We start from the raw sequence: 25,762 nt of genomic DNA, 5'->3' as shown, positions 1-25,762 counted from the left end.
CAAAATGTTTACTAGGCTAAAGACAATACATAATGAGCATGAAAATCAATAAGAGCACCTTTGATTTTATGTGTAGGAATAATTTGCTTCAGGTTGATGTATTAATAAAGGTCCGAGACATATATGTATGCCTCGGACCTTTATATGGATGGTACTAATCTTATGTTTTAAGTTTAAGGTTTTATCGCGAATGCACGAACAGGGAACCCTGGTGCATCTTTCGGTTTGGGGCTAATGGCATAAATGATTGCGCCTCGATTAGGCAATTGATCTAAATTGGTTAGTAGCTCAACTTGGTAGGTGTCTTGACCTAACACGTAACGTTCACCTATGATGTCACCGTTTTTTGCAATATCTACTGAGGCATCTGTATCGAAAGTTTCATGACCAATCGCTTTAACTTTACGTTCTTCAAGTAAATACTTCAAAGCGTCTAGCCCCCAACCTGGTAAATGTTGGTTACCATCGGAGTCTTTATTTTCAAATGCTTCGATATTTGGCCAACGTTTTGACCAATCACTGCGAAAGGCAACAAATGTCTCAGGTTCAATTGTGCCATGCTCAGCTTCCCATTGTTCAATATGACTACGCGTTAAAATAAAATCGGCATCTTCCGCTACATTTTGTGAAAAATCTAAAACTACAAGTGGTAGGGCTAATTCTTTTAAATTTAATTCATGTAAGTAACGTGTATTTTCTACAAAGTGAATAGGGGCGTCAATATGAGTACCATACTGACTTACAATATTCCAATTTTGAACATAAAAGCCATCGTCTGGAACATTGAAAAGTGTTGAAACTTTGGCACGTTCAAATTCACTGAAACAGGGAATAGTTTCATCAAAGGTGTGGGTCAGGTCGACCCACGTTGATGATTTTAATTGTTCTAATTGCTTCCATAAAGGATAACTCATTGGCATCACCTACAAGATTGATAATTAAACAGTTGCAGTATTTGTTGATTTACGTAATTTATCTACGGAATTTACTAACACGCTAAGTGCTTCTTTAACTTCATCTTCTTTACGTGTTTTCAAACCACAGTCAGGGTTTACCCAGAATAGTGAACGATCAATTTCTTGTAAAGCACGGTTAATTGCTTCTGTAATTTCTGATTCAGTTGGAATACGTGGACTATGAATATCATATACACCTAAACCGATACCTAAATCGTATGTGATGTCTTCAAAGTCTTGAATTAAATCACCATGGCTACGTGATGTTTCAATAGAAATGACGTCTGCATCTAAGTCGTAAATTGCATGAATGATTTGACCAAACTGAGAATAACACATATGTGTATGAATTTGTGTTTCATCAGCGACTGAAGATGTTGATAGTTTGAATGAACGAACTGCTTTATCTAAATAGTCTGCATGATACTCTGAACGAAGCGGTAAGCCTTCTCTTAAAGCAGGTTCATCAACTTGGATGATTTGAATACCTTCGTTTTCAAGTGCTAATACTTCTTCATTAATTGCTAATGCGATTTGATCTTGGACATCTTCACGTGGCAAATCAACACGTTCAAATGACCAGTTTAAAATAGTGACAGGGCCAGTTAACATACCTTTAACTGGTTTGTCAGTTAAACTTTGCGCATATAGTGTTTCTTTGACAGTAAGTGGTTCTGTCCATTTTACATCTCCATAAATAACTGGTGGCTTAACCGCACGTGAACCGTATGATTGTACCCAACCGTATTTCGTTACTAGGAAACCTTGTAGTTTTTCACCAAAGAATTCTACCATATCGTTACGTTCGAATTCACCATGTACAAGAACATCTAGACCAATGTCTTCTTGAATTTTAATCCAACGAGCAATCTCATTTTTTAAGAAGTCTTTATATGCTGCATCTGTGATACGACTATTTTTCCAATCTGCGCGATACTTACGAACCTCTTGAGATTGTGGGAAAGAACCAATCGTCGTTGTTGGTAAATCTGGTAAATTTAGGCGTGCGTCTTGTGCTTTTTTACGTTCTTTAAAAGCTGATTGTCTTGAAGTACGTACACTATCAAAATCGTATTCAAGATTTTTAAATGATTGGTTTTGGAAACGTTCATAACGTGCCTTCAACTCATTATATTTTGAATCATCGCTATCATTGAATAAGCGTCTGAGTGCATCTAATTCATCTAATTTTTCGGTAGCGAAACTCAAACCTTCAGCGATTGAAGTATCTAGTGTTTCATCATCTAGTGACACAGGAACGTGTAATAGTGAAGATGAAGGCTGGATGACAAGGTCATTTGAATATGCTTGTAACGTTTCAATTAGTTCTTTTTTAGCTTCGATATCAGCAGCCCAAACGTTACGGCCGTCGATAATTCCTGCATGAAGTGTTTTAGAGCTGTCTAAATCGCCTGCTTTAATTTGTTGTAGATTAAATCCATTGTCATGTACGAAATCTAAACCTAACCCTTTAACAGGGAGACCATTTAAGAATTTTAAGTTAACACGTTCGAAATAAGTTTGTAGTACTAAGTGTTCACCTAAACCAGCCTCAGAGAAATAATCATAGGCAGCTTGTGTGATAGTTTCATATTCCGAGCTATCGTTGGTAACTAATGCTGGCTCATCGATTTGTATATATTCAGCACCTGCGTCAACTAATGATTGTAGAACTTCTTTATATAATGGTAAAAGTGTATTTATTTTTTCTTCAAATGACTGCGTGCCACCTTTAGATAATTTAACAAATGTAATTGGGCCTACAATAACTGGATGCGCATTTATATTAAGTGATTGTGCATAGTTGAAACGCTCAAGTAACACGTTTTTATTTAATTTAGGTTCAGCATGATCCCATTCTGGAACGATATAGTGATAGTTTGTGTTGAACCATTTGATTAATGCACTTGCAACATGTTCTTTATTACCTCTGGCAATATCGAATAATAAATCATCATCTACGTCTTTACCTTGAAAGCGTTCAGGGATGATATTAAAGAGTAACGATGTATCAAGGATATGGTCATATAATGAGAAATCTCCAACCGGAATACTAGATAAATTGTAATTTTTTTGGAGTAATAAGTTCTCTTTGTGTAAATCTGTTAATTGTTGGTGAAGCGTTTCTAAATCATATTTGTTTGACCAGTATCCTTCGATTGCTTTCTTCCATTCTCTTTTTCTACCTAACCTTGGAAAACCTAAATTTGATGTTTTAATTGTCATAATATTGCCTCCTGTTTAGTTAAAGTAATTGTTTTTGAATAGTTTGCAAGTTCTAATGTGTAATCGACTTTTTGAAATGGTGTAATTAAATACAAACCATTGAAATACTCGTGTACGGTGTCAATCAATTCTTTTGAAAGTTTGAGACTTAAAGCCTTTGTTTTGGCTTTATCATCTTTGACTGCTTCAAATTGTTCTAATATTGTTTCTGATAATTTAATGCCAGGTACTTCGTTGTGTAAGAATAATGCGTTGTTATAGCTTGTAACGGGCATTATACCTATAAAGAAGGGGACGTCTAAGTGTTTCGTCGCTTCGTAAACTTCTTTAATTTTTTCTTTGCTATAGACTGGCTGAGTTATGAAGTAGTGCATGCCGCTCTCTAACTTTTTCTCTAAGCGTCTAACTGCACCGTCTAACTTTCTTACGTTTGGATCAAAAGCACCTGCGATGTTGAAGTTTGTCTTTGTCTTCAGCGCATCACCATCAGTGTTAATACCTTGGTTAAAACGTAAGGCAATTTCGGTTAGCCCTTTAGAATTAACATCATAAACATTGGTTGCACCCGGTAAATGACCAATCTTTGAAGGATCACCAGTAATTGTTAAAATTTCGTTGATATCTAGTAACGACAACCCTAATAGGTGAGATTGCAATCCGATGAGATTTCTGTCGCGACAAGTGATATGGACCAATGGTTCGATATCATAGCGCTGTTTAATAATGCTTGCAGCAGCCACATTGCTAATGCGGACCGTTGCTAATGAATTATCTGCTAAAGTGACGGCATCAATCTTTGCATCATCAAGTTTTTTGATATTTCTGAAAAATGTTTCTGTGTCAAGGTGCTTCGGCGTATCCAACTCCACAATGATAGTAGGACGATTTTCAACTTTTGATTTAAGGTTCTGTTTTTTGGGTTCTTTTTCTGTGTTATTGATATATTTTGTAATCGGTATAACATCTTTTTTAGTAACAGGGTTTAAACCGGCTACGGATGATTTAATATATTGGATATGTTCAGGTGTTGTGCCACAACAACCACCAATAAGTCTTACGCCTTCGTTAATCAATTGTTCAGCGACTTTACCAAAATAAGATGCATTATCGCTATATTTAAATTGGCTATTTTCAATATCTAATAGGCTTGCATTTGGGTAACAAGATAAATATGCACCTTCTGGTAATTCGATGTGTGAAAAGGATTGCTGCATATGGTGTGGACCATGGTGACAGTTTAATCCGACCACATCTGCACCGCTTGCAGTTACTTGTTGTAGTGCTTGATTGATTTCAGTACCATCTCTTAAATAATTTGTATTTAATGCGGTTAGTTGAGCGATAATTGGAATATCGTATTTACTCTTTGTAGCCTTAATAATATTAGTAAGTTCTTGCAAATCATAGTAGGTTTCAAAGAGAATGCCATCTACACCAGCATTGACTAAGGTTTCTACTTGGATTTCAGTGTGATATTGAATAGAAGATAGCTCTAAATCTTCTTGTTTAATACCTCTAAAACCACCGACTGTTCCTAAGATGAAAGTATCATCATTTGCTGCTTTTTTGGCAATTTGAACTGCTGCTTGGTGAATGTCTTTCACTCTATGTTCTAAACCAAAAACTTTTAACTTTTCAAAATTTGCACCATACGTATTGGTTTGAATAATATCTGCACCAGCTTCAATATATGTGCGGTGAATGCGTTCAACTTTATCTGGATGATTTAAGTTATATGCTTCAGGGCAAGTGTCTAGACCTTCAGAGTAAAGGATCGTACCGATAGCGCCATCAGCTACTAATATGTTGGATTTTAGTTTGTCGAGTAGTTGACTCATTGAAGGCCTCCTTAAATGCGTAATTTAAATCTGAAATCAATTCGTCGGCTGATTCTAATCCGACACTCAATCTAAATAACCCAAATGTGATATTACGTTCTTCACGTACTGCTTTAGGTACAGCTGCATGTGACATCGTAGCTGGATGAGAGAGAATTGTTTCAACGCCTCCTAAACTTACTGAAACTAAAGGTAATGATAAGGCATCGACAAATGCTTGTGCTTTTGTCTCATCTTTCAATCTGAAACCTAAGACAGCACCACCATGATGTGATTGAGACAAGTGTAGCTCGCTATTTCCTGGGTAATAGACTTCTGAGATTTGCTCACATTGTGCTAAGAATTCATAGATTTGTTTGGCATTTTCAACAGATTGTTGAAAACGAACAGGTAAAGTTTTTAAATGTTTAGCCAATGTCCAACTATCTTGTGCAGATAACGCATTACCAGTACCATTTTGTAATAGGTAAAGCGCGTCAGCGAGTGCTTGATTGTTAGTAACAGCTACGCCAGCAATAATGTCACTGTGGCCACCTAGGAATTTAGTGGCGCTATGTACAACAACATCTGCGCCGAGTGCTAATGGTGATTGGCCTAGTGGCGTCATAAAGGTATTGTCGACAGCGAGTAAAAGATTGTTGTTTCTGGCAATATCTGCTGCTCCTCGAATATCTGTAATTTTAAATAATGGATTTGATGGCGTTTCAATATATATTAATTTCGTATTGTCTTGGATCGCATTTTCAATTTCTTTTAAGTGCGTTGTATCTACAGTAGAAAATTGAATGTTAAAGCGTGTTAATATTTGTTCGGTCAATCTGAATGTACCACCATAAACATCATCTGGCAGAATGACATGATCACCAGCATTTAACGTGAGTAACACTGCTGAAATTGCTGCAATGCCAGAAGCGTAGGCAAAGGCATGACTGCCACCTTCCAGTTTAGCTAGCTTTTCTTCTAAAAGAGCACGGTTTGGATTGCCACTTCTAGCATAATCATATTGAGCATCTCCACCTAGAACTTGTTGGTGAAATGTTGAAGAATCGTATAAGGGAGGATTTGCTGAATTATAGTCAATCCCTCTATGTGCATCGAATATTACTTCTGTTTCTTTTGATAAACTCATAAAATCACTCCTTGTTTAGATTTTTCTAATGCTTGAATAATATCTTGTTCAATATCTTCGTAGTTTTCAATGCCAATCGATAATCTTAATAGATATTCATCTATACCGCGCTTATCCTTTTCTTCATCTGGCATATCTACGTGTGTTTGTGTATATGGGAAAGTAATAAATGTTTCAGTGCCACCTAAGCTTTCAGCGAAAATGCAAACCTCTAAGTGTTCTAAAAATTTATCAGCTTTATAATCTTTGTTCAGCCTTAAACTCAACATACCAGTACGTCCACTGTAGAGCACTTGGTCAATGGCTTCTAATTGATTACATCGTTCGGCAAGTAATTTAGCATTATATTCAGAACGATCCATTCTTAAATGCAGCGTTTTTAATCCACGTTGCAATAGATAACTATCAAAAGGTGACAGCGTTGCGCCTATCATGTTGTGTAATTGCCCTAGTTGTTCTGCAAGTTGTTCATCTTTTACAGTTACGACACCTGCGAGTACATCGTTATGGCCTCCGATATATTTTGTAGCCGAATGTAAAACGATATCTGCACCTTCTTCAAGTGGTGTTGAAAGATATGGTGTTAAAAATGTGTTATCTATGATAGATAGTAGATTGAATTTTTTACTTAAAATGTAATATGGGTCAATATCTACTTCTATCATTTGTGGATTAGAAATTGGTTCGATAAAAAGTGCTTTTGTGTTTTCTGTAATACTTTGCTCTACTTCTTCATAATTTAGGAAGTCAACATATTTGAAATGTATACCGTATTGCTGCTCATAAAAATCAAAAAGTCTAAAAGTACCACCATATAAGTCGAAAGAAACTAGAATTTCATCGCCAGATTTGAATAAGTTACAAATTAATTGAATGGCAGACATGCCACTGGATGTTGCAAATGAAGCAGCACCTCTTTCAAGTTTTGCAAATGCTTCTTCAAAAGCCGAACGTGTAGGGTTTTTAGTTCTTGTATAGTCATATCCTGTTGACGCTCCGAGCTTAGGGTGTTGATAGGCTGTAGATAAGTATATTGGATTAGCGATTGCTCCTGTATGATCTTGTGAAAGTGCGATCTGTGCGAATTCAGTATTTTTCATAATTGTTAACCTCCTTGTTAAAATAAAAAAGCTTCCGTCCTTTAAACCCGAATTATTCGGATGTAAAGGACGAAAGCTTAGCTCGCGGTACCACCTTTGTTTGCTACTTTATCACTAAAGTAACCTTATCCAGTACGCCAAATTGTTGAATGATTAGCGTTGTCTGAATCGTGATATCGTATTTTCGATAAAAAATAAAAACTCATCTTATGTTGGGATAAAATGAGTATTAACGAAATATACGACGTGTGGAAAAATCCAGTACGCCATTTAACAAAATGTTAATACTGTATCGCTATAACGGGCGATCCCGTTGATACCTCATATTGGCATCAACACTCAAAGGCCATTTTCAAACTTTCTTTCCGTGTCTTCTTTCAGCGTATCAAAGACTCTCTGTGTCAGTAGTGTAAGTTTTACTTTCCTTGTTACTGTGTGTGAAATATGTGATTTACGAATTTGATATACCCAAGGTTACACATTAAAATTACATTTGTCAATAACTTTTCTGAAAATTTAGATTAAACTAAATATTGCTTGTTGTCTTTTATGGTTTTGTAGTGATGATATAATGAGCGTATGAGCACATACATCATTCTGATGATGATAAGGGAAGTAGGTGTTTAAAAATCGAAAATGAACTAGATCAAAGGTTAACTTTAGAAGCAGATGCACAAGTTCAAAATATAAAAATTCAAGATATTAAAGCTAATCCATATCAACCGCGTAAAACATTTGATGAGGAACGTTTAAAAGATCTTGCTGAATCTATTAAATTACATGGTATCCTTCAACCAATCGTGTTAAGAAAAACAATTGCTGGTTATCATATCGTTGTAGGTGAAAGACGTTTTAGAGCTGCTAGTATTGCCGGTTTAAGAGAAGTTCCTGCAATCATAAAATCACTAACAGACGAAGATATGATGGAACTAGCTATTATAGAAAATTTACAACGTGAAGATTTAAATGCAATTGAAGAAGCAGAAAGTTACCGTAAACTGATGGATGATTTAAACCTAACACAACAAGCAGTTGCACAGCGTCTAAGTAAATCAAGACCTTATATAGCAAATATGTTGCGCTTGTTGCACTTGCCTAAATCAGTCTCTGATATGGTGAAAAATGGTACGCTATCTGGTGCACATGGACGCACTTTATTGATTGTCAAAGATACGCAAAAAATGCAACAAATCGCTAATAAAGCTCATAAGGAGTCATGGAGTGTAAGAGAATTAGAGCAATATGTAACTACACGCTTCAGTAGCAAAAAAGAACAAGAAATTGAAAATCCGAAGGCTACGAAACCAAAATTTATTCGCCAACAAGAGAGACAACTAAAAGAACAGTACGGGTCAAATGTAGCGATATCTACAAACAAGACTAAAGGACAAATTACGTTTGAATTTAAATCTGAAGCAGAATTCAAACGCTTAATACATCAATTGAATAACAAATATAACAATGACTAATTATCAGATCAGACATGTAGACCATAAATATCAAATTTGCACTTAGGATCTTTAGTTTAGAAATGATTTTAGAAGCAGATGATTTCTGTCTTATTCTATTTTCAGTAATACAATTTTAAACACGACAGATATAGTTACTGAATATTTGAATTGATGGTATCCGTTTTGAAACATGCATATGAAATTGACCTGCTCTGTTTAATAAACATGTATATAATAAAATAATTACTAAATACCAACAAACATTTAAATGTTTGTTGGTATTTTTTGTATTTAAATTAGAATCATTATAAAAATTTAAAAATTTTTCAAAAAATATAGAAATGCTATAAAAACGCATGTTTGAGCGATATTACAATCATTAGATTATTATAATTATTTTTTTAAAATAATTATCGAAAAGCTTTTAAAACAAGCGTTTGTAGCGCTTTCATTGGAAGGTATTAGTGTAAGTTTAATATTTTTAATTATTAAAAGATGAACTTGACATAAAAAATTTCAGTGAGTAAAGTGTTTAACATAATTATTTTCGAATAATTCTAAAAAAATAAATATAACGTGAACTTTTAATCAAAGCACATTAAAAGAAAAGGGGATGACCCATTCATGTCAGAAGCAAAAATTACGTATGAGAACTTTAAGCCAAACGCTTTTGATACATTAGATATCACAGACGAAACAAAAGGCGCTCGTGAAGTAATTACATGGGCGTATGAAACATATGGCGATTCTATTATATATTCATGTAGCTTTGGTGCTGAAGGTATGATTTTAATTGATCTAATTTACAGTGTGAAAAAAGATGCTGAAATTGTATTCTTAGATACAAACCTTCATTTCCAAGAAACATATGATTTAATAGATCGTGTTAAAGCACGTTATCCAGAATTGAATATAAAACTTAAACAGCCAGATCTTACTTTAGAAGAACAGGCCGATCAATTTAATCCAGCGCTCTGGAAGAACGATCCAAATCAATGTTGTTACATTCGTAAAATCAAACCTCTTGAAGAAGTATTGTCTGGTGCGACTGCTTGGGTTTCAGGATTAAGAAGAGAGCAATCACCAAGTCGTCAGTCTACTAATTTTATTAATAAAGATGAGCGATTTAAGTCTGTTAAAGTGTGTCCATTGATTCATTGGACATGGGATGACGTATGGGCATATATCAAAAAATATGATTTGCATTATAATGAATTACATGATTTTAATTATCCGAGTATTGGTTGTATTCCATGTACAGCAGCTGTTTCGGGCTCAGGAGATTCAAGAGAAGGTAGATGGAGTAATTCTACTAAAACAGAATGTGGTCTTCATACAACTAATAAACCATAACTTAGGTTATAAAATTTTTTAACCTAATACCTTAGTATTCGTATCGGGTATATAATGAATTTAGTCATCGTATATTGTACCATTTTAAAATATTTCCCAATCAATTAATCTATAGATATTAATTGATACCAAATATAAAAATTAAAAAATAATAAGTTTTAAAAATAAAATTGAGGTGAACGCATTGTGAATTTATCAGTATCAAATAGTCCTTTTGACGCCGAGCAGGCAAAGCAGTTAAATCAAATTTTTCAAACATTAACAACAGAGCAACAAATTTGGCTAAGTGGCTATCTCACAGCACAACAAACAACACAAGAATCAGCCTCTGAAGTGCCACAAGAAGTAGCAGCATATGTATTAAATTCTGAAGCAGATACAGAAAAAAATAACCGTCACATCACTGTCGTTTATGGTTCTGAAACAGGTAATGCACAGAGTTTAGCTGAAATATTTGCAGACCGTCTTGTTGAACAAAATCATACCGTGAAATTAACAGCGATGGACGAATTTAAACCAAAAGAATTGAAAAAAGTAGAGGATTTATTTGTCATTACTGCTACACATGGTGAAGGTGACCCTCCAGATAATGCACTTACATTCCACGAATTTATACATAGTCGTAAGGCACCGAAATTAGAAAATGTAAGGTACTCAGTATTAGCTTTAGGTGACGAATCGTATGAATATTTCTGCCAAACTGGTAAGGATTTTGATGCGAGGTTACAAGAGTTAGGCGCTGAACAATTAGCTGAAAGACAAGATTGTGATTTAGATTTTGATGAATTAGCAGAAAAATGGATGAACACAAATATTGAAATAATCAACCAATCTTCTGGTAATGAGCCAACAGTGACATCCACTGAAACTGTGCAATCAGCAAAAGAAAAACGTTATACCAAAGCGAATCCATATCAAGCAGAAGTGCTAGAAAATATTAACCTCAACGGTAGAGGATCTAACAAAGAAGTTAGACACGTTGAGTTATTGCTAGACAATTATGGAGAATCATTTGAACCTGGAGACTGTGTCGTAGTCTTACCTCAAAATGATCCCGAAATAGTGTCATCATTAATAGAGACATTAGACTGGGATAAAGAGACAAAAGTAAATATTAATGACGACGGTGATACATTAACTTTAGAAAAAGCATTAACAGAACACTTTGAAGTTACAAAATTAACGAAACCATTATTACAAAAAGCAGCTGAGTTATTTGGTAATACCGAATTACTTGCACATGTAGAAGATGCTGAGTGGATACAACAATACATTGATGGCCGCGATGTTATCGACCTATTAAATGCATTCCCAGCAGCAAACTTAAGTCCTGACAATTTATATAAATTCTTAAGAAAATTACCACCAAGAGAATATTCTATAGCAAGTAGTTACGAAGCAACACCTGATGAGGTTCACATAACTGTTGGTGCAGTGAGATATGAAGCACATGAACGAGCTCGTAATGGTGTATGTTCTGTACAATTAGCTGAACGCGTACAACCGGGAGATACAATTCCAATATATTTAAAGAAAAATCCAAATTTCAAATTCCCATTTGACGAAACAACACCTGTAATTATGATTGGTCCTGGTACAGGCGTAGCACCGTTTAGATCATATTTACAAGAACGAGAAGAGTTGGGATTATCTGGTAATACATGGCTATTCTTTGGTGAACAATATTTCACAACCGACTTTTTATATCAAACGGAATGGCAAGCATGGTTAAAAGACGAAACATTATCCAAATTAGACGTGGCATTTTCACGTGATACTGATGAAAAAGTATATGTTCAACACCGCATTGCAGAGAAAAGCGAAGAGTTTTATCAATGGTTGATAGATGGCGCTGCATTATATGTTTGTGGTGATGAAAAGAACATGGCAAAAGATGTACATGAAACCATACGCTATGTTTTAGAACAAGAAGGTGGCATGTCTGAAACAGATGCAGAAGCGTATCTTACTCAAATGAAAAAAGACAAACGTTATCAAAGAGATGTTTATTAAGAGAGGGATGATGATATGGCTGAAACAAAAGTGAATTTTTCAGACAAACTCGATGAAATGGAACGCATTAAAACAGACAGTGATTATCTTCGTGGCTCGATTGTCGAAGGTTTAGCAGACAGAGTGACAGGTGCAATCGCTGAAGAAGATACGAAATTATTGAAATTCCATGGTAGTTATATGCAAGACGATAGAGATATTCGTGATGAACGTAGAAAACAAAAGTTAGAACCTGCTTATAGTTTTATGATTAGAGTACGTGCGCCAGGTGGTGCTTCGACAGCAGCTCAATGGATTGCGATGGACGATATCGCAAACACATATGCGAATAACACAATAAAATTAACAACAAGACAAGCATTTCAATTTCATGGCATCTTAAAACATAACCTAAAACAAACGATGAAAGACATCAATCAATCGTTACTAGATACACTCGCAGCATGTGGAGATGTAAATCGTAACGTGATGTGCAACCCTAATCCTTACCAATCTGATGTGCATAGTGAAGTTAATCAGATCGCAAGTGACATTAGCCGACACCTTTCACCAAAGACACAGGCATATCATGAGATTTGGTTAGATGGTGAAAAAGTATTGGATACAAGCGATGAAGAGCCAGAGCCACTTTATGGTAAAACTTATCTTCCACGTAAATTTAAGATTGGTATCGCGGTGCCACCATCAAATGATATAGATGTGTACTCTCAAGATATTGGGTTGATTGCCATTTTAGAAAACGATGAACTTATTGGATTCAATATCACTGTAGGCGGTGGTATGGGTATGAAACATGGTGATACAGCCACATATCCACAAGTTGGACGTCTTATTGGATACTTCCCGAAAGAAGAAGTCGTAGATGTCTGTGAAAAAATCTTAACCGTTCAAAGAGATTATGGTAATCGTGAAGTACGTACGAATGCCCGCTTTAAATACACAGTAGATAGACTTGGTGTTGATTGGATTAAAAATGAAATCAACAACCGTTTAGGTTGGAAATTAGAAGAGGCACGTCCGTATCACTTTGATGACAATGGTGATCGCTATGGTTGGACAGAGGGTAGTGGGCAATGGCACTATACATTATTTGTTCAAAATGGACGCGTCAAAGACACTGAAGAATATAAATTAAAAACTGCATTAAGAAATATAGCAGAAATTCATACAGGTGATTTTAGGTTAACACCTAACCAGAATTTAGTAATTGCTAATGTGTCTGCAGATAAAAAACCCGAAATCGAAAAAATCATCGCTGAGTATGGCATTACAGATGGTGAAAATTATACAGGTCTGAGACGAAATTCTATGGCTTGTGTGGCATTCCCAACATGTGGTCTAGCCATGGCAGAATCAGAAAGATATCTACCTTCCCTCATAAGTAAAATTGAAAATTTACTTGATGAAGCGGGATTAAACGAAGAAGAAATTACGATTAGAATGACTGGATGTCCAAATGGTTGTGCGAGACCGGCATTAGCAGAAATTGCTTTTATCGGTAAAGGTCCAGGCAAATATAATATGTATTTGGGTGGCGGATTTACAGGCGATAGATTAAATAAAATCTACAAAGAAAATATCGGTGAAGCAGAAATATTAGAAAGCTTAAAACCAATACTAATCCAATATGCTAAAGAAAGAAATGAAGGAGAGCATTTCGGAGATTTCGTTGTACGTGCAGGAATTGTTGAAGAAGTAAGAGATGGACAGACGTTCCATAGTTAAAATTTGAGAAAGTGGTGACAGGATGGGCAAAGTATTTTTAGTAGGCGCAGGGCCTGGAGATCCTGATCTGATTACAGTTAAAGGATTAAAAGCAATTGAACAAGCAGATGTAATCTTGTATGACCGATTGGTGAATAAAGAATTGTTAAATCATGCATCACCCACAGCAAAATTTATGTACTGTGGTAAAGATCCTAATCGCCATTCGTTGCCGCAAGAAGACACAAATAAATTACTCGTGAATTTAGCCAAAAAAGGACAAGTAGTAACAAGATTAAAAGGTGGCGATCCTTTTATCTTTGGTAGAGGTGGAGAAGAAGCGGAAATATTAGCTGAGCACCATGTGCCATTTGAAATTGTCCCTGGCATAACTTCTGGCGTAGCGGCACCAGCATACGCAGGCATTCCAGTAACACATCGTGACTATAGTTCATCCGTAGCATTTGTTACAGGTGTTATTAATAAAAATATAGATAAAGATAGTTATTGGAAGCACCTTGCCCTAGGGCCAGAAACACTATGTATTTATATGGGTGTTAAAAAATTACCTGAAATTAGTGAGTTGTTAATCAAACATGGCCGCGCTACTGATACCCCTGTTGCATTAGTACGTTTAGGAACGTCCGAATATCAAAAAACTGTGGTAGGTACGTTATCAAATATTGTCGAAGTTGCAAAAGACATTGAAAACCCTGCAATGATTGTTGTCGGTGAAGTAGTCAAATTAAGAGAGCGCATTAGCTGGTTTGAAGAGATGCCAGTTGAATCAGCAGTAGCGAAACTAACATATCAATAACATGTAACCAGTGTTATTGAGAGAGCTAGAAACGGAGGGGTAAGTATGCGAGGCGTCTTATATGTAAGTCACGGTAGTAGAGTGCCCGATGCTGTCAATGAAGCTAAAGCATTTATTGATTTAGTAAAAGTACAAGTTGATGTGGCCCTGCAGGAGACCTGTTTTTTAGAATTAACAAGCCCAGACTTATCGCAAGGATTCCAAAGCTTAGTGGATAAAGGTGCAACTGAAATTTCAGTGATACCAGTATTGTTATTAAGTGCTGGTCACTATTTCAAGGACATTCCATCAGAAATTGAACGTAATCAACAAAAACATCCCAACGTCCATGTTACTTATGGTGAACCTTTAGGGGTACAACCAAGATTGACTGAGATTTTAAAACAGAGGATAGAAACATCAGGTGTTACGCCAAACAGTGATGCTAAAGTGCTCATCATTGGACGAGGCAGTTATAACCCACAAACTCAAATAGATGTAGAGACAATTAAGTCCCAATTGCAAGAACAAACGGGATTTAAAGACATTGAAACATGTTATTTGGCAGCTTGTAAGCCTTCCTTTGAAGAAGCTTTGCATAATGCTGTTCATTCAGAATGTTCACAAATCTATGTTGTACCTTATATATGGTTTACTGGCATACTAGATCAACAGATTTCTAAGAAAATTGTTGAATACGAGGATGACAAAGAAATCATACTCTGTAAACGATTAGGTAATCATAAGCATTTACAAGATGCGTTAAAAGACCGTGTTGAAGAGACTTTTGAATATGTGACTCAGTAATTCAATCTAAGAAGGAAGTGATGTTATGCCGTTTATACCACTTATGATAGATATTTCCAAAAAGCAAATTGTTGTCATTGGTGGTGGTAAAGTTGCTGAACGTAGAGTTAGTACTTTAGTACATTATGCAACAGACATCCACATCATTAGCCCTACGATTTCTGAGCATTTACGCCATATGGTTGAACAAGATGGTATACATTGGCATGCAAAATCATTCGAAGCAAAGGATATAAAACAGGCGGATTTAATCATTGCTGCAACCAATAGTAGCGAAGTCAACCAACAAATTCTAGCTTCAAAACCTCAACATGCATTTATCAATATGGCATCCGTTGCTGAGGAAGGTGACATTGTATTTCCAAGTATATTGCGTCGAGGAAAGTTGACACTGAGTATTTCTACCAATGGTGCTAGCCCTAAGCTAACAGCACAAATTTTATCAGAATTCAAAGAACGTTTTGATAGTAGTTATGAAGACTATGTTGATTTTTTATATGAATGTAGACAACACATTAAGCAAACACAATTGTCTAAAAGCCAAAAAGAAGACTTTTTGAAAATGGTTTTAACTCGACCGTATAGAGAGAAAAATAAGCAACTTGAAATGATAAAAAGGCTTGAATCAATGAAGTAGAGTCGGAAGGAGTACGACGCATGAATAAACTATTTATATTTGCACTTGCAGGTTTTCTTGCACAATTAATTGATGGTTCGCTTGGAATGGGCTTTGGCGCATCTTCCTCATCTATACTATTAACGTTTGGTGTAGCACCAGCCATCGTTTCTGCGACCATACATTTTTCAGAAATTGCGACAACAGCTGCTTCAGGTACATCACATTGGAAGTTTGATAATGTACACAAGCCAACGATGATTAAATTAGCGCTTCCAGGTGCTGTCACTGCTTTTATAGGTGCAGCATTTTTGAGCCATATTCACAGTGAATTTATCAAACCATTTATCGCGATATTTTTATTAATAATGGGCTTTTATATTTTATATCAGTTTTTATATAAACGAAATAAACACGAAATTAAAGAACCTTCAAGCATTGGTAAATATTCAATGATTCCTCAAGGTGCAGTTGCAGGCTTTCTAGATTCTGTTGGTGGTGGCGGCTGGGGACCAGTTAATACGCCATTGCTATTAGCTCAGAAAAAATTAGAACCAAGATATGCAATAGGTACAGTTTCAGCGAGTGAATTTTTTGTAACTGTTTCAGCTTCTATTAGTTTTATTATCTTTTTAGGGTGGAGCCAAATTAACTGGGGATTAGTAATTGCATTAAGTGTTGGTGGTTTAATAGCAGCACCATTTGCAGCTTATTTAGTTAAGATTTTACCTATGAATATTTTAGCTGTTTGTGTCAGTGGATTAATAATTTTCACAAATACTAGTTCTTTATTAAGTGTATTTGAAGTAAGTCCAACATTTTCAATCTCTGTAAAAATAGCGTTAATCGTTATTTGGATTGGTTTATTATTCTTCACTCTATATCAAAATAAGAAATTACCATTTATATTCAATAAAAATAATGCCAAAGTCAACGCGCATGAAGTAGATTAAAAAAGGAGTTTTACAATTGCCATTAACTAAAGAAATTAAAGAAAATACAATTCAACCACATGGTGGAACATTGATTAATAGAGAAGCAGATGCAATTTTAAAAGAAGAGTTACTAGCTGTAGTAGATTCATTGCCAGCTATTACATTAAATCCATGGAGTTTATCAGATTTAGAACTTATTGGTATCGGTGGCTTTAGTCCGTTAACAGGATTTATGAATAAAGCTGACTATACTGAGGTAGTAGAGAACTTACATTTGAGTAATGGTTTAGTATGGAGTATCCCAATCACTTTACCAGTGACTGAGGATAAAGCTAATGAACTTGAAATTGGTTCTCGCATTGCTTTATATGGCGAAGACAATCATTTATATGGTGTTCTTGAACTAGAAGAGAAGTATACTTATGACAAAGAGAAAGAAGCGCAATTTGTATACGGCACGACAGATGTAGAGCATCCAGGTGTAGCAAAAGTCTATGAAAAAGGCAGCGTATATTTAGCTGGACCGATTCATTTATTAGATAGACCCAAACATGACGACTTTGTAGATTATCATTTAGATCCGGCAGAAACGAGACAACTATTCTACGATTTAAATTGGAAGACAATTGTTGGTTTCCAAACGCGTAATCCAGTACATCGTGCACATGAATATATTCAAAAAGCTGCATTAGAGTCGGTTGATGGACTTTTATTAAATCCTTTAGTAGGAGAAACGAAATCTGATGATATTCCAGCTGAAGTAAGAATGGAAAGTTACGAAGTTATTCTTAAAAATTATTACCCGGAAAATAGAACACGCTTAGTTATATATCCAGCAGCAATGCGCTATGCGGGTCCAAGAGAAGCGATATTACACGCGACAGTGCGCAAAAACTATGGCTGTACCCACTTTATTGTCGGTCGTGATCATGCTGGTGTTGGTGATTACTATGGTACATATGAAGCACAAGAATTAATAGAACAATATGAAGATGAGTTAGGAATACAAATTTTGAAGTTTGAGCACGCTTTCTATTGCAAATCTTGTGAAAACATGGCAACAGCGAAAACATGTCCACATGATGCTTCTTCACACTTACATCTAAGTGGTACAAAAGTTCGAGAAAAATTGAAAAAAGGTGAACCATTACCTAAAGAATTCTCAAGACCTGAAGTAGCAGCAGTACTTATTAAAGGATTACAAGAAAAATAACTTTAAAGGAGCTTTATTATGACTACTTCCAAAAATATTACTTGGCATGCGTCAGAAGTAACTAAAGAAGAAAGACAACAACGTAAAAACCATAAAAGTGCAGTTATTTGGTTTACTGGATTATCAGGATCAGGTAAATCTACAATTTCTGTAGCATTAGAAAAAGCTTTATATGATCAACAAGTTCATACGTATCGTTTAGATGGAGATAACGTGAGACATGGTCTTAATAAAAATCTTGGATTTAGTCCAGAAGATCGTACGGAAAATATTCGTCGTATTGGTGAAGTGAGCAAACTTATGGTCGACGCTGGATTAGTTACAGTGACGGCATTTATTTCACCTTATCAAGCAGATAGAGACGTTGTTCGTGAACTATTAGCAGAAGATGAATTTATAGAAGTTTACACTTCTTGTAGTCTGGATGAATGTGAAGCAAGAGACCCTAAAGGATTATATCAAAAAGCACGTAGCGGAGAAATTCAAGGATTTACAGGTATAAACGCACCGTATGAAGAACCACAAAATCCAGAAATTGTAATAGATACAGAGCAATATAGTGTGGAAGAAGCGGTTACTCAAATCATTGAGTATCTAAAAACACATCAATATATTTAATTTGTATAGCACAGAAGTTTCAGTCTTATAAGTTAAGTATAGACATGATTATATGTGCTCAGCAGTTTAGTAATATAATAATAGTTTTATCATAAGACTTATGTATAACGTTAAAAGGGGAAGATGGAATGGCCATACTAAATATCATTGCTTACACTTTAATGACACTCTTTATTTTAGTTATTATTATAGGTATATTGCTTGTTAATAAAGGACAAAGTAGAAAACATTTCATGACTGAATTGAAAATTATCGTAATCTTACTTTGTGTTTGCTTTTTAGGTTTAGGCATTTCATTAGTTACTATAGGCTATTTAGGAGGCATGTAGTAACGCTAACGTTACATATGGACTTAATACAATTTGTTTTTTGATCAATAATGATACTGTCAACTCAGTCTGAAGACTTGTTGGCAGTATTTTTATATTGAATTATTTTATTTAATATCAGGTTGGATTGTGTGAATTTATTCAAAATAAAATACCCTTTATTATATGCGTTTATAGTATTGTGTTTAACGTCGTGATATAGTATATAGATAAAATTTTTAAAAATTCTTTTTGTTTCCGTATTAAAAATGAATGGTGACATTTGAGAGGTAAGGCAGGTAAGTCATATATGAATAAAACGCTACAAGATATCCCGAAAGTTGAATTACATTGTCATTTAGATGGTTCTACTAGCGTTGAATTAATTAGACAATTAGCGGTGGAGCAAGGCGTGAATTTAAATGAAGAGCATCTATTTGTGAGTAGTAATTGTGAGAGTTTAGATGAATACTTGCAATGTTTTGATGAAATATTAAAGGTTTTACAGACGCCTGATGCTTTAAAAAGAGCGGTTGTCGATGTTGCACAACAGGCACAACGCGATAATGTGAAATACATTGAAATTCGCTTCGCACCACGATTTCATATGGAGCTAGGATTGACGTTAACCGAAGTGTTAGAAGCGGTTGAAGAAGGTGTACAAGAAGCTATTCATACATTGGATATTCAAGTTAACTTGTTAGTTTGTGCAATGCGACAACATGAGACTGAAGATAATAAAGCACTTTTCGATTTTGTTCAAAAATACGATAGTAAAGTCATCAGGGGCGTTGATTTTGCTGGTCCTGAGGCGGCAGTGCCTCCTAATGATATAGCATCCCCTATTCAATATGCCTTAGATCAAGGTTTCAACCTCACGTTGCATGCGGGCGAGTGTGGTTGTAAACAGAATGTGATAGAATCTATCAAATTAGGAGCAAAGCGTATTGGGCATGGTGTGGCTATCAATCAAGATGAGATAGCCTTACAGTTTGTAAAAGCGCAGGATGTTCTATTAGAAATGTGTCCTAAAAGTAATATTCAGACAAAAGCAATTGCAGATTTAAAAGAATTGAATCTTCCTTATTTGTTAGAACAAGATATTCCTTTTCTTATAAATACTGACAATCGAACGGTTACTCAAACTTCCTTGACTGAAGAGTATGAATTATTAGTGGATAACCAAATGATTACGTTTGAGCAAATTGAATACATTAATCAACGTGCGATTAATTATACTTTCTTATCAGATTTAGAAAAAATGTCATTAAAAGCAAAGTTTCAGTCTTAAATAAATGGCAAAATACTTGAATAATTGCAAAGGTATTTGAAGCTATTGATGACAGAGGTAAGGGCATCGATATTGGTGCCTACTAACTAAATAATTAAAAAACCGTGACCTCAATTTGTGTCACGGTTTCTCTCTATATAAATATAAGAATTTATAGTTTAGTGCCTGTAGCTATGAACAAGCTTGCATCTTGCTTCATAAATATTTTCTTACCACTGTAAAAAGTATTAATCTGTGGGTTTATCAGGCCTAATTTGTTAAAAACATGGATGATATCCATTTGTTCAAAGCCATTATATACTTTTGGATGATAAATATTTTCGTTTTTATCAAAATCAACAAGTATTATCATCCCTCCACTATTTAGCTGATTATACAGCTTTTGTAATAATAATTGATAGTTACCACTGTGGAGTAAGACTAAAGATAACACAATAACATCATAATTTTTGTGGTTGAGTATTGTATCGTCTAAAAGTACGTCACCCACTAAGGTTTTAATGGAAGTTTGATTTAAATTTGATACCTTGTGTTCAAAAATATCTACCATTTGCGGAGAGGCATCCATGAGCGTAACTGCTTCAAAATACTCTGCGATATTTAAAGTTACAAGGCCAGTCCCACCACCATAGTCTAGCAAAGTTTGATAGTTTGTATCTTTAAGTTGTTGCGTTATTGCTTGGGTAATAATATGAGCGAGGTGTATTCTTTCAGGGCCATCGTATTTTTGGGCAATTTGGTCAAAACGATCTTTGTTCAAATAAAAGCTCCTTCATTTATAAGTGGTTTTGAATATACTTACCACTTATAAGGTTATTATAGATACTTTAAGTCTTTAATTGATTTTAGCATAGCACTTTTTATTTTTCAATTTCTTTTACTTGCTGATGTTGAGGATTTTTAACGCAATATCGATAGTATATGTATAGGTGTAAATATTTCGATTATAGATAAATATATAATAATTTAATAAAACTTAAATGCTTAAAAGTTAAGAATTCAAATTAGATAAGTCTAAAGTATGATTGAGCTAATATTAAATTTGTGTTTTACTATATTCTGACAGTCATAATGAGGTGCAGACATGAGAGGATTTTTAACTTACATACGTAAACACATCAAGGAATTAGATTATATTTTAATTATAAGTTTTTTACTACTAGGTATTTTAGGCGTAATAATGGTCTATAGTGCCAGTATGGTGCCAGCTTCTAAAGGCTCACTTACAGGCGGTGTGCCTATTGAGAGTAATCATTTTATGAAAAGGCAATTTCTCTTTATAGTAATTGGATTTTCAGTCATTATATTTATTGGCGCTTTTATCAATATTAATGTATTAAAACAGAGCAATATACAAAAACTTATAATTATAGGTACTTTATGTTTATTACTCATTACAGTTCTGATTGGGAAAGAAATCAATGGTTCGAGAAACTGGATTAACTTAGGCCTGTTCAGCTTACAATCTTCAGAATTTTTAAAATTAGCTTCAATTTTTTATCTATCATACATAATTAACCGACGTATTTCGAGTTCTCGAGACTATCATTTAAAACATATGATTCCTCCATTGGGTGTGTTAGGTGTAGGTTTATTACTTGTGTTGATGCAAGGGGACCTAGGTGGCACATTGCTAACAGTCGCTATAATTGCTTCTATACTTATTTATTCAGATATAAAAAATAAAATTAAACTTCAAATTATAATGATCACAATGATTCCCATTGTTTTTTATATTATTTATACATTGATATTTGATTCTAAAAATTTATATAGATTAAAAAGGATCAAGGTTATGTTAGACCCATTTAATTATGAAAGTGGAGATGGTTACCAATTAACTGGGGCGCTTACCTCTATAGGAAATGGTGGTTTAACGGGTAGGGGCTTAGGTAACGGTATTGCAAAATTAGGATACTTACCAGAGCCACATACAGATTTTATATTTACTGTAATAGCAGAAGAATTGGGTTTAATCGGTGTATTAGCCACATTAATGGTTTATGGCGTTATTTTGTTTAAAGGACTAATTTATGCGAATAAAACAACAAATCAATTTTATAAGTTAATTTGTGTTGGTGTTGTAAGTTATTTATTTATGCAAGTATTTATCAACCTTGCAGGTGTATCAGGCCTTATTCCATTAACAGGTGTCACATTACCGTTATTAAGCTATGGTGGTTCATCGATGTTAAGCATAAGTATTGCATTTGGTGCGTTACTTGCAGTAGCTCGAAATATTAATAAAGAAAGGAAAGCTATTAAATGAAAAATTACGTGAATATGATTTTAGTTAGCATATGTTTTATGCTCTTAGTTTTATGTATACATACAGGCTTAACAAATGGCTTAGATACTTTTGTTTATCATTGGTTACATGAGTTGATAACAGCCGATATACTAGTTCAATATTTGTCTATTATTTCTGCGGTATTTTCTCCTCTGAATTGTTTGATTATGGTGTTATTAATACTACTTGTGTTATTTTTCTTTAATAAAGTTAAATTTTGGTGGTATGGTTTTTGGTGTTTTAGTGTTTTTGCTATAGGAACATTTCTAAAGTACGCTATTCAACGTCCGAGACCGAGCATAGATATAGATGGTTATAGTTTTCCAAGTATGCATGTTTTAAGTGTTTGTTTATTAGTAAGTCTCATCTTATTATTAAAAAATAGCAAAATATTATCGGTAATCTGTGTATTATTAGTCATTTCTATTATGATTTCTAGAATCTATCTACAAGCACACTATTTTACAGATACGTTGGGTAGCTTGCTTGTGTTATATATTATGCTTCAATCCATATATATCGGTAGAGAACCTAAAGCTGTAAAGTCGAATAATTGAGAAAGTATATTGTAAGTTTTTTAAAATTCAAACCGTAAGTGAAGCATAGAGTTTAATTAAAATATATCAGCAATATAATGGAGGCAATTATAAAAATCATCTTAACACTTTGATTTCTTATATTGCCTCCATTTTTATTATTCTTCATTAACTTTAGTTATAATTTCAGTAGCATTTAAATTTAAGATGTTACTGGTAATTACTTTATCAATATTTCTATTAAATAAAGTACGTAGTTTTTCTATTTCTTCTTTCTCTCCTGCTAAATAAATTCGTTTCCATTCGTTTCTTTTAGCATTTATTTCAACAGTAGAAGCTAAATTTTTGAGCCACCGTTCTTGGTTAGCTTTGACTCTTTCTTTAAACTCGTCTCTTTTTGAGCCACCTTGTGTAAAGTCATCACCTTGAGGGCCTTGATGTTCACGCCAATCATCAGTATCTAAATCTAAAATAAAGTCTTTTTCTTTAACGATGGTACCTATTTCTGTTTCAATTAAACGCGCCTTGTCTTGTTGTAAAACTAATATACCAGTATAAGGATAGTTTCCTTGTAATGATTTCAATTGATCTAATTTAGGCTGATCTCCCCAATTAAACTCAGTATCTAAGGATATATGAGTTAATTTTTTAAATAATAAAGATTCATCTGCAGTTAAAAATAGAATGAGACCTCTTTTTAACTCAGGTTCTACACTTTGAATTTCTGTTTCAACTTTTTTAATGACTTCTTTAGCTTGGTTTTTTTCCTCATGATCATCACTATGTTTAGTTCTATAGGCTAAATCTTTTAGTGCATTTTTTAATTCTATTTTCCATTTTGTGCCTTGGTCAGGATGTGTATTTAAATAAATTGAAAATACTTTTTGGTTCTCTGCTGTACCATCATATTTTTCTAAGTTATTAATTTCTTCTTTTAAAAGCATTACACTTCACCCCTTAAAATTATAATATATTATTTAATTTCCTAAAATATAAGTTTTAAACTTATTGAAATATAGTATGTATATAAAAGGCTACTTTAAAAATAGAAGTTAAGAATATAATAATTTAAAAATATTTGTAACGCTTACATATTAAGAATATAATAGACATAATTTTAAAGGGGTTGGTACAAATTGAAAGCAAATAAGAGTTTAATATTTATCTTAGGAGCACTTGGCGGTTTATTATACGGCTATGATAATGGCGTGATTTCAGGAGCATTGCTCTTTATAAATGACGACATTCCATTAAACAGTTTTACAGAAGGTCTTGTTGTTTCATCCATGCTTATAGGTGCAATCATTGGATCTGGTGGGAGTGGACCTTTATCGGATAGAATCGGAAGAAGACATTTAGTATTAATCATTGCAATTATTTATATCGTCGGATCATTAATATTAGTGGTTGCGCAAAATATGCCAACACTTGTGTTTGGACGTCTTATTATTGGTCTAGCTGTAGGTGGTTCAATGGCAACGGTGCCTGTGTATTTATCAGAAATGGCTCCAACAGCTTATCGTGGTTCGCTTGGCTCATTGAATCAATTAATGATTACAATTGGAATTTTAGCAGCGTATCTCGTTAATTATGCCTTTGCCGACATAGAAGGATGGCGTTGGATGCTAGGTTTAGCAATAGTACCATCTGTTATTTTATTAATTGGTATAGCATTTATGCCTGAGAGTCCAAGGTGGTTATTAGAACATAGGAATGAAAAAGCTGCAAGAGATGTTATGAGAATTACATTTAATGACGATAATGAGATTAATACTGAAATTAAAGAGATGAAAGAACTATCAGCAATTTCAGAATCAACTTGGACTATTTTAAAATCGCCTTGGTTAAGACCGACATTAATAATTGGATGTATATTTGCATTATTCCAACAAATCATAGGTATTAATGCAATTATATTTTATGCACCCACTATTTTCAGTAAAGCAGGATTAGGTGAAGCAACATCCATTTTAGGAACGGTAGGAATTGGGACGATTAATGTACTTGTAACGATTATAGCGGTATTTATAGCGGATAAAGTTAATCGTAAGAAATTGTTAGTAACAGGAAATGTCGGAATGGTAGCTTCATTACTTGTTATGGCAATCTTAATATGGACAATTGGTATAGCATCATCAGCAGGTATTATTATCGTGTGTTTATCACTGTTTATTGTATTCTTTGGTTTAACTTGGGGACCAATCCTTTGGGTTATGTTGCCAGAAATGTTCCCGATGCGTGCACGTGGCGCAGCTACTGGTTTAGCAACGCTTGTATTAAATTTCGGTACATTACTTGTTGCGCAACTGTTTCCAGTGTTAAATAATACACTAAGTACAGAATGGGTATTCTTGATTTTTGCGGTTATTGGTGTATTTGCAATGTGCTTTGTAATAAAATATCTGCCAGAAACGCGAGGACGGAGTTTAGAAGAAATTGAATATGATTTAAGAGAACGTACATCTGGAAACGAAACAATAAAATATAATAATCATTAATATAAAATAATTATTCATAAAAAGTAAAGCGGAGTACGAAATCATTGTTTAGATTTCATACTCCGCTTTTGTATGTGTAGTTTT

Annotated in this window: 22 protein-coding genes and 1 other annotated feature; of the genes, 15 read left to right on the top strand and 7 right to left on the bottom strand. The window is 34.3% G+C overall.

Going from position 1 to position 25,762, the window contains the following annotated elements:
• Positions 1 to 173: 173 nt before the first annotated feature.
• Genes ACM591_RS00965 through ACM591_RS00945 form a run of 5 tightly spaced genes read right to left on the bottom strand, consistent with a single transcriptional unit; the run spans position 174 to position 7,249 of the window.
• The gene (locus tag ACM591_RS00965; RefSeq protein ID WP_029378761.1) at positions 174 to 914 is read right to left on the bottom strand and encodes a cyclase family protein; all 741 of its coding nucleotides are present in this window, start codon (positions 912 to 914) and stop codon (positions 174 to 176) included.
• A gap of 24 nt (positions 915 to 938) precedes the next feature.
• Positions 939 to 3,185: a 5-methyltetrahydropteroyltriglutamate--homocysteine S-methyltransferase gene (gene metE, locus ACM591_RS00960; protein WP_326026113.1), complete on the bottom strand. Its 2,247-nt coding sequence runs from the start codon at positions 3,183 to 3,185 to the stop codon at positions 939 to 941.
• Complete coding sequence (locus ACM591_RS00955) at positions 3,179 to 5,020, bottom strand: bifunctional homocysteine S-methyltransferase/methylenetetrahydrofolate reductase (protein WP_042363479.1); 1,842 nt, start codon at positions 5,018 to 5,020, stop codon at positions 3,179 to 3,181. Before ACM591_RS00955 ends, metE begins: the two co-directional genes overlap by 7 nt.
• Positions 4,974 to 6,149 (bottom strand): cystathionine beta-lyase MetC, encoded by a 1,176-nt coding sequence (gene metC / locus ACM591_RS00950; protein ID WP_029378764.1) that lies wholly within the window; start codon positions 6,147 to 6,149, stop codon positions 4,974 to 4,976. Before metC ends, ACM591_RS00955 begins: the two co-directional genes overlap by 47 nt.
• The gene (locus tag ACM591_RS00945; RefSeq protein WP_029378765.1) at positions 6,146 to 7,249 is read right to left on the bottom strand and encodes a PLP-dependent transferase; all 1,104 of its coding nucleotides are present in this window, start codon (positions 7,247 to 7,249) and stop codon (positions 6,146 to 6,148) included. Before ACM591_RS00945 ends, metC begins: the two co-directional genes overlap by 4 nt.
• 62 nt (positions 7,250 to 7,311) lie before the next feature.
• Positions 7,312 to 7,690, bottom strand: a binding site (T-box leader).
• A gap of 188 nt (positions 7,691 to 7,878) precedes the next feature.
• Here ACM591_RS00945 and ACM591_RS00940 point away from each other — a divergent pair.
• From ACM591_RS00940 to add, 12 genes are all read left to right on the top strand, one after another.
• Entirely contained in the window at positions 7,879 to 8,718 is an 840-nt protein-coding gene (locus ACM591_RS00940) for a ParB/RepB/Spo0J family partition protein (RefSeq protein WP_029378766.1), read from the top strand.
• A gap of 606 nt (positions 8,719 to 9,324) precedes the next feature.
• Entirely contained in the window at positions 9,325 to 10,053 is a 729-nt protein-coding gene (locus tag ACM591_RS00935; protein ID WP_029378767.1) for a phosphoadenylyl-sulfate reductase, read from the top strand.
• 186 nt (positions 10,054 to 10,239) lie between these two features.
• On the top strand, positions 10,240 to 12,066 hold the full coding sequence (locus ACM591_RS00930; RefSeq protein WP_326026941.1) for an assimilatory sulfite reductase (NADPH) flavoprotein subunit: 1,827 nt from the start codon (positions 10,240 to 10,242) through the stop codon (positions 12,064 to 12,066).
• A 15-nt stretch (positions 12,067 to 12,081) separates the two neighbouring features.
• Entirely contained in the window at positions 12,082 to 13,791 is a 1,710-nt protein-coding gene (locus ACM591_RS00925; RefSeq protein ID WP_042363472.1) for an NADPH-dependent assimilatory sulfite reductase hemoprotein subunit, read from the top strand.
• A gap of 22 nt (positions 13,792 to 13,813) precedes the next feature.
• The gene (cobA, locus tag ACM591_RS00920; RefSeq protein ID WP_029378770.1) at positions 13,814 to 14,587 is read left to right on the top strand and encodes a uroporphyrinogen-III C-methyltransferase; all 774 of its coding nucleotides are present in this window, start codon (positions 13,814 to 13,816) and stop codon (positions 14,585 to 14,587) included.
• 45 nt (positions 14,588 to 14,632) lie between these two features.
• Positions 14,633 to 15,373, top strand: coding sequence for a sirohydrochlorin chelatase (locus tag ACM591_RS00915; protein ID WP_042363471.1), 741 nt, complete (start codon positions 14,633 to 14,635; stop codon positions 15,371 to 15,373).
• A gap of 25 nt (positions 15,374 to 15,398) precedes the next feature.
• Entirely contained in the window at positions 15,399 to 16,010 is a 612-nt protein-coding gene (locus ACM591_RS00910; RefSeq protein ID WP_047172972.1) for an NAD(P)-binding protein, read from the top strand.
• 20 nt (positions 16,011 to 16,030) lie between these two features.
• Positions 16,031 to 16,942, top strand: coding sequence for a sulfite exporter TauE/SafE family protein (locus tag ACM591_RS00905; RefSeq protein WP_047172971.1), 912 nt, complete (start codon positions 16,031 to 16,033; stop codon positions 16,940 to 16,942).
• A gap of 16 nt (positions 16,943 to 16,958) precedes the next feature.
• A complete protein-coding gene (sat, locus tag ACM591_RS00900) occupies positions 16,959 to 18,137 on the top strand; it encodes a sulfate adenylyltransferase (protein WP_069795517.1) in 1,179 nt (392 codons plus the stop codon).
• Between the two features lie 18 nt (positions 18,138 to 18,155).
• Positions 18,156 to 18,755, top strand: a complete 600-nt coding sequence (gene cysC, locus ACM591_RS00895; RefSeq protein WP_029378775.1) for an adenylyl-sulfate kinase — start codon at positions 18,156 to 18,158, stop codon at positions 18,753 to 18,755.
• A 128-nt stretch (positions 18,756 to 18,883) separates the two neighbouring features.
• Positions 18,884 to 19,084 carry a hypothetical protein gene (locus ACM591_RS00890; protein WP_029378776.1) on the top strand — a complete coding sequence of 67 codons (201 nt, stop codon included), beginning with the start codon at positions 18,884 to 18,886 and terminating at the stop codon, positions 19,082 to 19,084.
• 289 nt (positions 19,085 to 19,373) lie between these two features.
• Positions 19,374 to 20,354, top strand: a complete 981-nt coding sequence (gene add, locus ACM591_RS00885) for an adenosine deaminase (RefSeq protein WP_038679500.1) — start codon at positions 19,374 to 19,376, stop codon at positions 20,352 to 20,354.
• Positions 20,355 to 20,505: 151 nt separating this feature from the next.
• On the opposite strand, the gene ACM591_RS00880 is transcribed toward add, so the two are convergent.
• The gene (locus tag ACM591_RS00880) at positions 20,506 to 21,114 is read right to left on the bottom strand and encodes a class I SAM-dependent methyltransferase (protein WP_038679502.1); all 609 of its coding nucleotides are present in this window, start codon (positions 21,112 to 21,114) and stop codon (positions 20,506 to 20,508) included.
• A gap of 324 nt (positions 21,115 to 21,438) precedes the next feature.
• Here ACM591_RS00880 and ACM591_RS00875 point away from each other — a divergent pair, with 324 nt between their 5' ends.
• The gene (locus ACM591_RS00875) at positions 21,439 to 22,623 is read left to right on the top strand and encodes an FtsW/RodA/SpoVE family cell cycle protein (protein ID WP_326026943.1); all 1,185 of its coding nucleotides are present in this window, start codon (positions 21,439 to 21,441) and stop codon (positions 22,621 to 22,623) included.
• Positions 22,624 to 22,637: 14 nt separating this feature from the next.
• Positions 22,638 to 23,201: a phosphatase PAP2 family protein gene (locus tag ACM591_RS00870; RefSeq protein ID WP_326009643.1), complete on the top strand. Its 564-nt coding sequence runs from the start codon at positions 22,638 to 22,640 to the stop codon at positions 23,199 to 23,201.
• 137 nt (positions 23,202 to 23,338) lie between these two features.
• Here ACM591_RS00870 and ACM591_RS00865 read toward each other — a convergent pair whose 3' ends face one another.
• Complete coding sequence (locus tag ACM591_RS00865) at positions 23,339 to 24,124, bottom strand: VLRF1 family aeRF1-type release factor (protein WP_326026945.1); 786 nt, start codon at positions 24,122 to 24,124, stop codon at positions 23,339 to 23,341.
• A 192-nt stretch (positions 24,125 to 24,316) separates the two neighbouring features.
• On the opposite strand from ACM591_RS00865, the gene ACM591_RS00860 reads away from it, so the two are divergent.
• Positions 24,317 to 25,678 (top strand): sugar porter family MFS transporter, encoded by a 1,362-nt coding sequence (locus ACM591_RS00860; protein ID WP_081225224.1) that lies wholly within the window; start codon positions 24,317 to 24,319, stop codon positions 25,676 to 25,678.
• The last annotated feature ends 84 nt before the right edge of the window (positions 25,679 to 25,762 follow it).

Origin of the sequence: Staphylococcus sp. Ze2 (genome assembly GCF_048568365.1) — a bacterium.
Lineage (GTDB): Bacteria > Bacillota > Bacilli > Staphylococcales > Staphylococcaceae > Staphylococcus > Staphylococcus xylosus.
The sequence above is the reverse complement of the archived record's forward strand: the minus strand, read 5'-3'. Positions and strand labels throughout refer to the sequence as shown.

What these genes read in the sequence shown, in the direction of transcription:
- ACM591_RS00965 (WP_029378761.1), bottom strand. Translation starts at nt 914, where the DNA reads ATGAGTTATCCTTTATGGAAGCAATTAGAACAATTAAAATCATCAACG.
- ACM591_RS00955 (WP_042363479.1), bottom strand. Translation starts at nt 5,020, where the DNA reads ATGAGTCAACTACTCGACAAACTAAAATCCAACATATTAGTAGCTGAT.
- metC (WP_029378764.1), bottom strand. Translation starts at nt 6,149, where the DNA reads ATGAGTTTATCAAAAGAAACAGAAGTAATATTCGATGCACATAGAGGG.
- ACM591_RS00945 (WP_029378765.1), bottom strand. Translation starts at nt 7,249, where the DNA reads ATGAAAAATACTGAATTCGCACAGATCGCACTTTCACAAGATCATACA.
- ACM591_RS00935 (WP_029378767.1), top strand. Translation starts at nt 9,325, where the DNA reads ATGTCAGAAGCAAAAATTACGTATGAGAACTTTAAGCCAAACGCTTTT.
- ACM591_RS00925 (WP_042363472.1), top strand. Translation starts at nt 12,082, where the DNA reads ATGGCTGAAACAAAAGTGAATTTTTCAGACAAACTCGATGAAATGGAA.
- cobA (WP_029378770.1), top strand. Translation starts at nt 13,814, where the DNA reads ATGGGCAAAGTATTTTTAGTAGGCGCAGGGCCTGGAGATCCTGATCTG.
- ACM591_RS00915 (WP_042363471.1), top strand. Translation starts at nt 14,633, where the DNA reads ATGCGAGGCGTCTTATATGTAAGTCACGGTAGTAGAGTGCCCGATGCT.
- ACM591_RS00910 (WP_047172972.1), top strand. Translation starts at nt 15,399, where the DNA reads ATGCCGTTTATACCACTTATGATAGATATTTCCAAAAAGCAAATTGTT.
- ACM591_RS00905 (WP_047172971.1), top strand. Translation starts at nt 16,031, where the DNA reads ATGAATAAACTATTTATATTTGCACTTGCAGGTTTTCTTGCACAATTA.
- cysC (WP_029378775.1), top strand. Translation starts at nt 18,156, where the DNA reads ATGACTACTTCCAAAAATATTACTTGGCATGCGTCAGAAGTAACTAAA.
- ACM591_RS00890 (WP_029378776.1), top strand. Translation starts at nt 18,884, where the DNA reads ATGGCCATACTAAATATCATTGCTTACACTTTAATGACACTCTTTATT.
- add (WP_038679500.1), top strand. Translation starts at nt 19,374, where the DNA reads ATGAATAAAACGCTACAAGATATCCCGAAAGTTGAATTACATTGTCAT.
- ACM591_RS00875 (WP_326026943.1), top strand. Translation starts at nt 21,439, where the DNA reads ATGAGAGGATTTTTAACTTACATACGTAAACACATCAAGGAATTAGAT.
- ACM591_RS00870 (WP_326009643.1), top strand. Translation starts at nt 22,638, where the DNA reads ATGATTTTAGTTAGCATATGTTTTATGCTCTTAGTTTTATGTATACAT.
- ACM591_RS00865 (WP_326026945.1), bottom strand. Translation starts at nt 24,124, where the DNA reads ATGCTTTTAAAAGAAGAAATTAATAACTTAGAAAAATATGATGGTACA.